General features: G+C 52.3%; 8 protein-coding genes. 5 read left to right on the forward strand and 3 right to left on the reverse strand.

Annotation, left to right across the window (positions count from 1 at the left end; genetic code table 11):
• Positions 1-237 precede the first annotated feature (237 nt).
• Genes O1Q98_RS01640 through O1Q98_RS01650 form a run of 3 tightly spaced genes read right to left on the reverse strand, consistent with a single transcriptional unit; the run spans position 238 to position 7162 of the window.
• The gene (locus O1Q98_RS01640; RefSeq protein ID WP_125259497.1) at positions 238-2754 is read right to left on the reverse strand and encodes a putative virulence factor; all 2517 of its coding nucleotides are present in this window, start codon (positions 2752-2754) and stop codon (positions 238-240) included.
• The gene (locus tag O1Q98_RS01645; RefSeq protein WP_125259498.1) at positions 2751-5756 is read right to left on the reverse strand and encodes a virulence factor SrfB; all 3006 of its coding nucleotides are present in this window, start codon (positions 5754-5756) and stop codon (positions 2751-2753) included. Before O1Q98_RS01645 ends, O1Q98_RS01640 begins: the two co-directional genes overlap by 4 nt.
• Positions 5757-5758: 2 nt before the next feature.
• Positions 5759-7162 (reverse strand): SrfA family protein, encoded by a 1404-nt coding sequence (locus O1Q98_RS01650; protein WP_125259499.1) that lies wholly within the window; start codon positions 7160-7162, stop codon positions 5759-5761.
• Between the two features lie 426 nt (positions 7163-7588).
• On the opposite strand from O1Q98_RS01650, the gene O1Q98_RS01655 reads away from it, so the two are divergent.
• The 5 genes from O1Q98_RS01655 to O1Q98_RS01675 all read left to right on the forward strand — a co-directional run bounded on the left by O1Q98_RS01655 (position 7589) and on the right by O1Q98_RS01675 (position 12720).
• A complete protein-coding gene (locus tag O1Q98_RS01655; protein WP_125259500.1) occupies positions 7589-8449 on the forward strand; it encodes an SDR family oxidoreductase in 861 nt (286 codons plus the stop codon).
• Positions 8450-8853: 404 nt separating this feature from the next.
• The gene (locus tag O1Q98_RS01660; protein WP_164512987.1) at positions 8854-9003 is read left to right on the forward strand and encodes a hypothetical protein; all 150 of its coding nucleotides are present in this window, start codon (positions 8854-8856) and stop codon (positions 9001-9003) included.
• Between the two features lie 41 nt (positions 9004-9044).
• Positions 9045-10496: a serralysin family metalloprotease gene (locus O1Q98_RS01665; protein WP_125259501.1), complete on the forward strand. Its 1452-nt coding sequence runs from the start codon at positions 9045-9047 to the stop codon at positions 10494-10496.
• A gap of 117 nt (positions 10497-10613) precedes the next feature.
• On the forward strand, positions 10614-10976 hold the full coding sequence (locus O1Q98_RS01670) for a protease inhibitor Inh/omp19 family protein (protein WP_240632759.1): 363 nt from the start codon (positions 10614-10616) through the stop codon (positions 10974-10976).
• 16 nt (positions 10977-10992) lie between these two features.
• Positions 10993-12720 carry a type I secretion system permease/ATPase gene (locus O1Q98_RS01675; protein ID WP_125259502.1) on the forward strand — a complete coding sequence of 576 codons (1728 nt, stop codon included), beginning with the start codon at positions 10993-10995 and terminating at the stop codon, positions 12718-12720.
• The last annotated feature ends 14 nt before the right edge of the window (positions 12721-12734 follow it).

The following is a 12734-nucleotide window of genomic DNA, read 5'->3' on the forward strand; positions in this document are numbered from 1 at the left end:
CACTTAAAGAAAAACCCGTGTGCTTAAAGGAAAACTATTGCGCTTAAAAAACTATGGCGTTTAAAAAAACTATGGCGTGGGCATTCGGTTTTTGCAAGGTTGTTGAGATATGGCATTCGGGGCGACATGTCCGGGGTGACATGGCTGGATTGGATTGGAGCGGATTGTTGGCTGGCGGGAAACACCGCCGCGTCGCTTAGTGGCACGCTGGCGGTGTGGCGGCGTTCGTCGCCGCTGTCAATGTTCCGGTTTAATGAGTGACAGTATCGAGCCCAGTCGCTCGCGCTGCTTGGGTTTGATATCACGCCCGGCGGCATAGCCTGCGTTTTGGATAATCATCTCATTGAGCCCAATCAGCCAGTCGTAGATATAGTACGCGGTATTGTTCACCGGCGTGGCCGACAGTTTGGTGAGCCTGCGCGACGTACCGAAGTTGGCGACTTGCTTTTCAGGTTTAGCGAAGATTTTCTGGCCTTTATTCACGCGGCTGTCAGGCCGCAGGCTTTCAGTCATTTGTTGAAAGCCGAGCCAGGCGACAAAATCGCCCAAGACATTCAGTGCGCGGGAAACCTGACGGTCAGCTTTGCTTTCCCGGTTCAGCCCCAATTGCCCTGAATCCACCAGCATGGTTTGCAAATCATCTTCAATTCTCAACCGAATACTGGCTGTAATCAGCTCTTCGGCCAGCATTTCAATGGTGGGGCGGTTGATACCGAGCAGCTCTATCACGGCAACATTATCCGGCAAATTACGCAGATGATTCACCCAATAGTGATAGACGCGTCGTGCGAACTCCGATTCGTAGCTGTGGTTTTCCGCCACCTCTTCGTCATCGGGCATGGCGATGGTTAATGAGGGGTCTTCCGGGAGGTCGTCGTTATCGGTACTAAAGAGGTCGATATCAAGCCCAACGCCAAACGGCTCATAGCTGGCCAGCGGCGCGGCGCTATCCTGCGTGTCAGTGTAGGGGGCGAACGCGCGGGGCGGTTGCACCTGCTGTTGCAGATACAAATGGCGCAGCTCATCACGCGAAGGCAGCAAGCGCTCCAGCAACTCGCCGTGTACACCGGTGCGGGTTTGCAAGGCTTTGAGCATGGATTCAGCAATTCGCTGTTTACGCGCCGGGTCATCGGCACCGGCGGGTTGATACCAGCAGCCCAACAAATTATCCGCCAGTTCACGCTGTAATTCGCTGAGTTGCTCGCTGATGCGGCCAAGCTTCACCTCTCGACGGACTTCGGCTTCCAGCCAGGTCGCCATACGGTTGATGCCCCGTTTATCCATCGCCAGCATGGTTCCCCACGCATCGCCAGGTGTGCCCACATAACGTTGAACCGCTTCATCATGGTTCTGCCCATGGGTAAAGCGGCGGTCATGACGCGTGACGGCCCAGATAAGCCCCGGTTTTCTGCGGCTGCGGATCTGCGGGTTTTCGCCCTGAACATGGCGCACCCAATGATCCAGTGCGCGACCAACGTGACGCACATCAATCTTACTGGCGGCGGCGGTACACACCATCAGCAGGTTCATTTCCTGATTATCAGTATAACGCTCCAGCAAATAGGCGCGTTTGGCGCGCAGCAAAGCGCGCGATAATGGATGGGGTTTGATGCGCAACAGTCGCTCAGGGTTGTCGTCCTCAACAGCCGCAGCGGTGTCCTCATGCAGGGTGAAACCGGGGAAATCCAGTACGTCTGCCTGCTCAAATAGCGCTTCTTTCGGTGCGGACAGTAGCGGTATCTGGATTTCTGCTACCAGCATAATCATTTCCGCCATCGACAGCTCAACGCCTTTCGCCGCGCGTCCATTGATCATCGGGCGAACCTGGGTACTTAAATCTGATGCGCTATTGAGTCTGTCAAACAGTTGCGTATTAAACAGGCCGCCGTCAGGCAAGAGTGCATCATCGACCAGCAGGCTGATTGGCGCGAGCACTTTGCGCGCCCCGGAAAGTTGGGCCAGCGTGTGTGCAAAATGGCGGTAGAGCGCCGTGTAGTCAGAACGCTCCCCCCATAAGAGCGCAAACAGGCTGGCGCGGTCATCGAGACTCAAATGCGGTGCCAGTTCAACGGCCAACGGCCAGAACTTGCGCTCCAGCGGTTTTTGACGCCGACCATCATGGCGAGCCAGATAGTCCCACAGCGCCACGACATCATCGCTGTCTAAACCGGGTACCGATTCTTGCTGGCGGTGCAAAGAGAGCGTTTTAAGGTGATCGGTGATGTGTTGTTCATCAAGCTCTGGCGCGCCGGTGGTCGCGTGCGTATTGGCGCTGGTATCAAGGATAAACGCGTAGGCCAGAATACGTGCGATATCGGCCTCGTTTAGCAGTTGCAGTTGCACCGGATTGGGGGTGTTTTTCCCTTCGGTCTGCCGGGTAAAGCGCGTGACAAACGCGGGCGGCTGATTATCTGGATTGAGGTTTTTTTGGTAGTCAAGCGTGACCCCGCCGACGGAGGTTTCGATACGGCCATTTTCTCCCGCCGCCAGCGACGTCAGCAGATAGGTTTTACCACTCTGGGCCAGCCCGAACATCCCGATGGCTATCTCTTTGAGCGCGGCGTCAGACAAACCGCGAGCCTTGTTGCGGCAGCGGCGTAGTTTAATGATTAACCTGTCTGCTTCCATTTCAAGGCGAGGCACGTTACGTCGCGTTTCTTCAACCCAGCCGATCGCTTGGTCGATACCCTGAGCGACCGACAACACTTGACGGCTGAGGCGACCCGATAACTGTTTGGGCGTTAATGGTTTCATTTCTTAAAGACGCTCCCGCTATCGATCCAGTAATGGGCGATACCTGATACCGTGCTGGACAGAGTATTGAGTTTTAGGCGCAACTGATGTGGCGAAAGGGTATGCCCTGAACCTAACACGGCCTCGGCGATTTCAAACCGCTCCGGCGTTACGTTGTCACCACAAAAGTACGTATCGCCCGGAACGACATTAAGGCGTACGCGCAACACGCTATCCCCTGCCACTTTGCGAGCCAGTTCTGGGTCAACGATCGAGAGCGAATAGAGCGGTGAGGCCGGCCAGCGTTCGTTATCCAGTTGACGAAAGCCCAGACACAGCGAACCACGGACTTCAAAGCCCGGCTGGGCGTTAAGGGTGAAGTCAGCGTCGTCAAGATCGATATCGTTATAGTAGACGTTATCGGTGGTCAGGGTATTGCCGTTATCCAGCATGCCGAGGTAGCGCACCGTGGAGTAGGGCTCAAAATCGCCCGCTTTAAAATAGAAGCCCGGCAAGCGCAAATCCAGTGCCAACAGGCATAGCATCGCCCCTACGGCAGCGGTAGATTTCGGGTTTTCAATACGTCCGCGTTTATTAAACGGGTACCAGTCGCTGGTGTGGTAGCCGTCAAGTGACATCATGCGATTAATCGGCAAGGGTTGCAGATGACGGAAGAGCGCCTGGATGCCGGGAAAACGAGAAGGGCGGCCAGTCAGTAACAAAATATCGCAGGCATACAGCGACACCACTTCCGACATTAGGCGCAGGTGCTGAGTAATGTTCATGCGATTAGACAGAAACTCGCCGTGCAGTTTACTGAGGCGTAAAATCAGCGGCACCTGCAAAATATCGAACGGGGTTTCTTCATCCGGCCGTTCGCGCTGAATTTCGCTGTTTACGTACTCCAGCACTTTGCGCGTAGGCTCCTGCTCCAGCAGCTCGCCAAACAACGTGTCGATTTCCGCGTTCAGATCTAACGGATCAAACTGTTCATACGCTTCCAGCACCGCCTGACCTATTGGGATAAAGATCTGCAATGTCACCTGCTGGCGCAGTGTGAGCTGGCCGTCCATGCGGCCTTCGCTGCCGAACAGACGCGTCATGACGCCATCCGGGCTGGTGACGCCCGCTTTCTTCAGCGCGGCCTGCAAAGCAGGCAGGATATAGAGCTGGATGACATCTAGCAGAATATCGTCGCCTGCGACTTTGAACCCTTCGCGAAACAGCAAACGCGGAATGATTTTGACGTTGCTGCCGACACCGTCATCCAGCCAATATTGGGTGATGGCAAGGTCAGTGGTGCCGCCGCCGATGTCAATAGACGCGATACGCAAGGTTTTACCCGGCAGCTCGTCGTCAGCTAACTCCTTATCCGGCCTTGCCATACTGGCAAAGAAGGCTTCGGCACGGCCGCCGAAATTGACCTGCGCTTCGTTATAGAGATAGACCATTTGGCCACAGGTTGCTTCATCCCACTCCATCTGTACGTCGGGGATAGGCATGCTGCTTTTATGCCGACCTTCCGGGGTGAGGAAATCCTCATCCATCGGATGCCAGCCCATCGCTTTCCACACCAGACCAATGGCTTCTATCATGCGGCGGCGGAAGATCTCGCGCTCAGGTTTTGGCATGGCAGAGGGCAGCGTCAGAATAATATTACGCAACTGGCGCGGCGCATGGGTATGGATCATTTTCATGCGTTGTGCGGCGCTGTTCATCTGCATCAACGCTTGCGCCAGCAGTTCCACTAGCATGAATGTCATGACGGAACTGCGGCTGTAGTGAGGGTCAAAGACCGGTAGCCGTTCCTCAAGAGGCTGGCTAAACAAGGGTTGGCCTTCGTCATTGACTAACATGGTCAGCGGCATTGCCGTTGCCAGCGGCTCAGGCTGGCGACTATTGACCGTTTGACTAAAGCGCCAGCCCGGCCCGTAAGGCTCTTCATCCCACAGGTAACGACGCGGGCTGGAAATGCCGCTTGAACCGTCCGTACTTTGACGCTGCAACGCCAGACGGCTGGCTTCACGTCCGACGCGAATAATCGATGGCCAGACAAAGGCGTCATCGCGGCCGCTTTCGAAGGAAAAACTCTGTTTACCGAAGTTTGCCTGGGCAAACTCCACGCGGCTATCAAACAGCTCATTGTAGAGATAATGCGGCTGGCTGAGGTCACGTATTTGCAATTCATAGGTTTGCTTCAGCCCGTTACTTTCATCGGCATGATCTTCGACCAGAATACCCGCCGTGTGCGAGTTGCCGACATCAAGAATGAGATCAACGTTGATCGCAGGCTCCTGCAAGGTGCTGCTGGTAAGACGAATCTCGGGGATATCCAACAGCGTGACCATGATATCCAGCAGATTCAGGTAGTGTGCCTGATACTCAAATTCGCGCAGGTTCTGGCGAATATCCCGGGGTTTACGGTTTTCCACCTGCATCGCCTGCTGAGAAAATGTTTCTCGCAACCAGCCGTCCACCCACGTTTGGTCGAGGAATTCCTCAAGCTCTTCATTATGATGAGCGAGAGTGAATAACCGGCCACTGTGAATATCGGTTTCACAGGGGGCGAGGAGTTCGAGATCCTGATGCTCTGCATAGACTCGGGTATCAAACGCCAGGCACAGGCGATGAGTGTGGCCATCATCATCGGGCTCTGCCAGCTCAAGAATCTGTACCCGGGCCCAGTTATTCGGCCCGCCCATAAACGTTCTGGGTGGGTTAAAGCGGAAGAACGGCAGCGGTAGCCACACTTTGTTCAGCAACTTCAGGGATTGTTCCAGCGTATAGCTGGATTCCGGGTTGACCGCCTCCGGCAGCACCTGCGTTGCATTCGGGAGCGCGTATTTGCCGTTATTTTCATTGTAGGTGAGCCGTAACAGCGGGCCATTGGCGCTTTTACGCACAAATCGATTGGCAAAACTGGCCCGTGATGGCGGCAGCTTGAGTGCAAAATCAAGGAATTGAATACCGCTATTCTGGATAAGCGTAATATGGTGTTTATAGTCAGTCAGAGTTGCCAGCATGGTTATTTGCTCTCACGCTTAATCGTCATCGGTAACACGGTATCGGCGTCGTAGCGGCCATTACATTCGGCGGCTTCGCTCGCGTCTTGTCGGGTACAGATGATTTCCGGCATCGGGTAGCGGGAACCATCGCTGCAACGCGCACGGTAGCGGCTGTTGATAGCCAAATTGCCTGACTGATGCAGGCCAGCTTCAATTTCCGCCTGACAAATCACGCCTTCGCTATAGGTAAACCGCACGTGGCCTTTACCGCCTTTTATCTGATAATGAAACACGGGCGGCGCGCCGGTCAGCGGGTTTTTCGCCATCAGCGTCGCCTGCCAGTTACCGTCAAGGAAGCGTACCGAGCCAATTTTCACCGCATCCGCCGGCATCACCAGCGCGCCTTTGGGCGCAGGAATGAGCGCGGCAGTCGGTGTGGCTTGTGGTGTCGCCGCAGGGGTGTTCTGTGAGTCTGGTGGCGATGATTTTTGCGCGTCCGTCACTGGCGTGGCTGAGGGCAGCAGGGTCGCAACCTCTAATGGCAGTTTGAGCGGCGGCAGGCTGTCTGTGCTCGCGGGTTCTGAGGGGCTTAGGGCTCGTTTTTCCGGTTTTATCGCGTTGACAATGCCGGGCAATGTGTCGGGTTTGGAAACACAACTGCGAATCTGGAAGGCCAGCGTTACCAATAATGCCGCCCCTGGCGCTACCCACCAAAAACGCGTCCAACTGCTACCTGTACCACCATTTGTACTACCACTTGTGCTGGTATCGGTACTGGCGGCGACAGGCGCTGGGCTGGTTGCGGGCTCGGTCGCAGGCGGTTCCTCATTGACGATTGGCGTAACCGCAGCGGCAACCACGCTGACGTCCGGCTCCGGTTCGGCCTCGTGAGTGGTCACGATGGGCAGCGGGTCGGCGGCGGGTTCCGGGGCCATGACCGGTTCGGCAGGGCGCAGACATTCCAGCACATCGCTGCGGGATTTTTTCCCCAGACTGACGAACCCCCAGAACGTAACCACCGGTTTATCATCGACCAGATAGACATGGTTTGAGCCGGGAAACTGGAACGCTTTTGAGAGCAAGACGCCGAACCGTTTTTGCGCCGGTTTATCCGACAATCTGGCGCGCTCGCTGAGAGCATCTACCGTTACCAGATACTGCTCCAGTTGTGACAATGCAGCCGTACGTTGCTCGTCACTGGCCGCCATCCAGGAGGTTATTTTGCCGGTAAACGGGGCATACCAGTCAATGCGATCGCCCTCGTCGTTAGGTTGGGGAATTGCCAGACAGTCAGCAATGTGCTGCTGTTGGCGAAGACGCAGTGTTTCCCGTAATTGTAGCGCCGAGGCATAAACGGGCTGGCCGTTCTCTCCCAACGCAAGAAAATCGTCTAAATTTCCACTGCGTAAAAATAATTTTGCCACGCCAAAGAGACCCTTTGTGATAAACCGTCAAAGCAGAAAATGCTGTTCTATTCTGCAATTATAATTCTGATGATCACCAATCAAATACATAAAGAAGTGACAAATATGACAAATATTTGCCTCATCAGCTTACCGAGTGAGCAATATCGCATAACTCTGTCACTGACTGAAACATTAAAAGCAAACGGGAAAGCCTTTGGAGGCGCGTTTCGCCTAATGAGCGGGGAACATCCTCTGACAGCATTCGCGCCGTGCTATTTTATTTTTCGTGGCAGGAGATAGCTGGCTGTACGCTAACATTTTTGTTCGTACTTACTAAAAGTTAGTTTTGGTCGTATGCTGCTTTCTCAATGGGGTATGGCCAGTGAGTCGCCCCTTTTCAGATACTCAGCGTAACGCTGTATTCAACCTAAACAGGAGTCAGTGATGTTTGCGATTACAGGGGCAACCGGGCAGTTAGGGCGTTTGGTCATTGATTCACTGATGCAGTCGATCCCGCCGGAGAGGATTGTTGCATTAGTGCGCGATCCGGCAAAAGCCAGTGATTTGGCCGCGCACGGCATTCACATTCGATACAGTGATTATAATAGACCGCAAACGCTGGCTCCGGCGCTGCAAGGCGTAGAGAAATTATTGTTGATTTCTTCAAGTGAGGTTGGACGTCGTGAAGCGCAGCACAAATCGGTGATTGATGCGGCCAGGCAGGCTGGCGTGAGTCTGATTGCTTACACCAGTTTGCTGCATGCGGATACGTCGCCGCTGGGGTTGGCGCTGGAGCACCGTGCGACGGAGGCCGCGTTAAAAGCATCGGCTATTCCTCACGTTATCTTGCGTAATGGCTGGTATACCGAAAACTATGCCGCCAGCATTGCACCGGCACTAGCGCATGGCGCCTTTATTGGTGCAGCCGGAGAAGGGCGCATTTCCTCTGCTGCGCGACGTGATTATGCGTATGCGGCGGCCCTCGTATTACAGTTATCGGGCCAGGAAGGAAAAATCTATGAGCTGGCGGGAAATGACAGTTACACTCTGGCTGAGTTTACGGCACAAATCGCGCAACAAAGCGGTAAGGCGGTGCAATATGTCAATCTGCCTCAACATGAATTTGCTGCTGCGCTGAAACAGGCTGGGTTGCCTGATGGCTTGGCCGAAATGCTGGCTGACTCTGATGCTGGCGCGCAAAAGGGCGGATTATTTGCCTCAGACAATGATCTGGCGAGGTTGTTAGGCCGACCGGCTACGCCCTATGCTGAAGTGATTCGCGCAGCGCTTTCATCATTATCATAACCTTGTCACAATTATCATAACCTTGTCATAACTGGGGCAACGGAAATGCCGTTGCCCACAGACCCTCTCGGCTGGCACGTTATCATCGACTCTTGGTGATTTAATCTTTATTTAGCGGCGGCAAGCTGGCTATTTATGGGAAAATACGCCGGGTAGCGCAGCCTGATTGATGCGCGATATTCGCTGTGATTTGTCTTAAACTCTCTTTTTTGTCGCCGTTTTCTGCGTGTTATGGCTTATCCAGACGCCGCTGTGTGCCATTTTTTCTCCTGCCGATATTTGCTAGCAACGCGTATTATCTGGTTTTTTTTTGCGTCCAAGAGCATTGTTGTAATGAAAAATCAATTTTCTTGACGGAATCTTGTCATTTTATTTCTATTTTACTAACCTGTGGGAGTTACCTGATGAATGCGCGGTTTTTCGCGATGAGTCAATCGGTAGATGAATACATCGGTAACAGCGCCTTATTTGTTTACCGGCTAAATCAGCGCATGGAAAGTGGCTGTTGGGTATCGGGTAAAGATATTACATTATTAGATGATGACATTGAGTGATAATCATCTAATGTGGGGAATAATTTCATGGAGGAAATAGAATGGCGTTATCAGCAAAAAAAGTGGTTACATCATTAGGTGCAGAAAATAACCATACGGGTGTCGAGGATGTTTATCAGCTATGGAATTATCATGCTCGCGGTAACGGTGATATTGGTAATAAACCCTCTTATAGTCTAGAGCAAGCTCGTGATCAAATAACCCGTGGTAATACGAGTTGGAATGGCGAGAAGGTTTTTGGTAAGCCTGCCGCATTGACGTACTCATTCCTTCAGTCTGTTTCTGATGCAGACATGCCGAAAGAGGATAATGGCGCACCTAAATTTACCGGCTTTGTAAAATTCAATGACGCACAAATGCAGTATGCAAAGCTTGCCTTACAGACCTGGGCTGATGTTGCCAATGTTACGTTTCAAGAAGTGCCTGATTCTCAGCACGCGACCATTCGGTTTGGTAATTATACGCGCACCAGTTCCGGCCAAATAGATAATAACAGTCAGGCATTTGGTTTTTATCCGGGTAATAGCAAGTGGGCCGGTTCTGCATGGTTTAATTACAATCAGGCAGATAACCAGCGCCCTGATATCAATGAATTTGGCCGAAATACATTGGCGCATGAAATTGGTCACACACTCGGATTATTTCACCCCGGTGATTATGATGCTTCAGATGGCAATCCTGGTTATAAAGATGTCACTTATGCAGAAGATACCCGACAATTCAGCATTATGAGTTACTGGCATGAAAGTTATACCGGGGGCGATTTTCATGGTTATCACGCCTCGGCACCATTACTCGACGATATTGCTGCTATACAAAAATTGTATGGTGCAAACCTGACAACGCGTACAGGTGATACGGTATATGGCTTCCATTCCAATAGCGGACGCGATTTTTATACGGCAACGGACAGCAAAACACCATTAGTCTTCTCCGTCTGGGATGCCGGTGGCAATGATACCTTTGACTTTTCCGGCTACGCGGATAATCAGCGTATTAGCTTAATTAGCACCACACTCTCAGACGTTGGTGGGTTAAAAGGTAACGTTTCAATTGCCGCTGGTGCGGTGATTGAAAACGCGATCGGCGGATCTGGCAATGATGTTATTGTCGGCAACGTATCAAATAACCGTATTGATGGTGGTGCGGGTAATGATGTTATCTTCGGTGACGGCGGCGCTGATATTCTGACGGGAGGAAAAGGCAAGGATATCTTTGTTTATGCACTTGATAAAGATTCGTTATCTTCATCACCCGATATTATTACTGACTTTCAACGTGGTGAAGATAAAATCGATTTGTCAGCATTTAATAAAAATCATAATCTCAATTTCGTTAACCAATTTTCCGGGAATCAAAATGAGGTTTTGTTAAACTGGAATGAACAAGCCCATCAGACAAATGTATGGCTACATTTAAATGGGCATGAAAATGCTGATTTTATGATCAAAGTAACAGGTGCCCCGTTACAAACATCAGACTTTATCGTTTAAATGCTATTCTCATAGCCGGAGTGTTTTAGTGAAAACAGCAGGCATTTGATGATTAAAAATGTCTGCTGTTTTATCCCGTTTAAATGTCAGTATTGATATCGATATGATGAAAACATCATGAAAAAAATAATCTTTATCACACTATTGAGTGTGTTGAGCGGAGGATGTATGGCAAGCAGCCTGAGATTACCTTCGGCAGCCGAGTTGAGCGGCCAATGGGTGCTAAGTAGCGGTGAAAAACAGTGTGAGTTGCAATTAAAAACGGATGTGCTGGATAGCACCACCTGGCGATTAACCACAGACAGTGATTGTGTACGTCATTTGCTGCCAGACGTCCCTCAGGGATGGCGGCCAACGCCTGATGGATTAACGCTGACGCAACACGATGGGTCTGCTGTGGCGTTTTTCAGTCGTCAGCAACAGCATTATGAACATCAGTTGGCTGATGGCAGCGTGCGCACACTTAAGAAGAAAATCTGAGGGAGAGTAAACTGCCGTGAATGCTTCCTCTGAACGAGAACGTTCTCTTTTTGCCGTACTGCGGCAGTTTCGCCGTAGTTTTTGGAGCGTCGGTATCTTCAGCGCCATTATCAACCTGTTGATGCTGGCTCCCTCTATATACATGCTGCAAGTCTATGATCGGGTACTGGCTTCAGGTAATGGTGTGACACTATTGATGCTCACGCTGTTAATGGTGGGGTTGTGCGCTTTTATGGGGGCGTTGGAGTGGGTGCGTAGCCTGTTGGTGGTGCGGCTTGGCACACGTATCGATCTGGCGCTCAATCAGGATGTCTTTAATGCGGCGTTTGCGCGTAATCTTGATGCCGGAGATGGCCGTGCCGGGTTGGCGTTAACCGATCTGACGGTGTTGCGGCAGTTTATTACCGGTAATGCGCTGTTTGCCTTCTTTGATGCCCCCTGGTTCCCTTTATTTCTGCTGGTATTGTTTCTGCTCCACCCTTGGCTTGGCATGTTGGCATTAGGCGGCACTGTCGTGCTCGTCGCCTTGACCTGGCTAAACCAGCGGCTGACATCAGAACCGTTGACACAGGCTAATCAGCAGTCGCAACAGGCGACCCATCTGGCGGATGCCCAGTTGCGTAATGCCGATGTGATTGAAGCGATGGGCATGTTGGGCAATTTACGGCGTCGCTGGCTGGCGAGTCATTACCGTTTTATCTCACTACAGAATTTGGCGAGTGAACGAGCGGCCGCAGTTGGCGGTGCATCTAAATACAGCCGTATTGCTTTGCAATCGCTGGTGCTGGGGTTGGGCGCATTGCTGGCTATTGAGGGGAAAGTCACGCCAGGAATGATGATCGCCGGATCGATTCTGGTCGGAAGAGTATTAAGTCCTATCGATCAGTTAATTGCAGTCTGGAAACAGTGGAGCAGCGCCAAAACGTCATGGCTGCGCCTGAACAAATTGCTGATTGCCTATCCTCCTCAGCCCACGTCCATGGCACTACCGGCACCGGAAGGGCAACTGAGCGTTGAACAAGTTTCGCTGCGTACTCCCCAGGGCCATGCTCGCCTGCAAAACATTCATTTTTCGCTTCAGGCGGGCGAAACGCTGGTCATCCTTGGCGCATCAGGCTCCGGTAAATCGTCGCTTGCCCGTTTACTGGTAGGGGCGCAGGCACCTTCTCAGGGCAAAGTGAGGTTAGATGGTGCCGATCTCAATCAGGTAGATAAGCGCGTGTTTGGTCAGGCCATTGGCTATTTGCCTCAGGATGTGCAGTTGTTTAAAGGAACGCTGGCAGAGAATATTTCCCGCTTTGGCGTCGCTGACCCGGAAAAAATCGTGGCAGCAGCCCGTCTTGCCGGTGTGCATGAGCTCATTTTGTCACTACCAAATGGGTATGACACCGAGCTTGGCGAGGGCGGCAGTGGTTTGTCTGGCGGGCAGCGCCAGCGTATTGGCCTGGCGCGTGCGATGTATGGCGACCCTTGTTTATTAGTGCTTGATGAACCGAATGCCAGCCTTGATAGCGAAGGCGATCAGGCATTGACGCGGGCGCTGGTGGCGATGCAAAAACGCGGCGCTACCATTGTTCTGATAACCCACCGTCCAGCACTGACAACACTGGCGCAGAAGATTTTGATTTTGAATCAAGGCAATCAGCAGCGTATGGGGTTGGCGCGAGATGTGTTGGCCGAGTTGCAGCCGCGTACCGCAGCGAATCAGGCCCAGATAAAACCGTCGGCTGCAATGCCACAATGATGAGGCGCGCGTGA

The sequence above is a fragment of the Dickeya lacustris genome (genome assembly GCF_029635795.1).
Taxonomy (GTDB): domain Bacteria; phylum Pseudomonadota; class Gammaproteobacteria; order Enterobacterales; family Enterobacteriaceae; genus Dickeya; species Dickeya lacustris.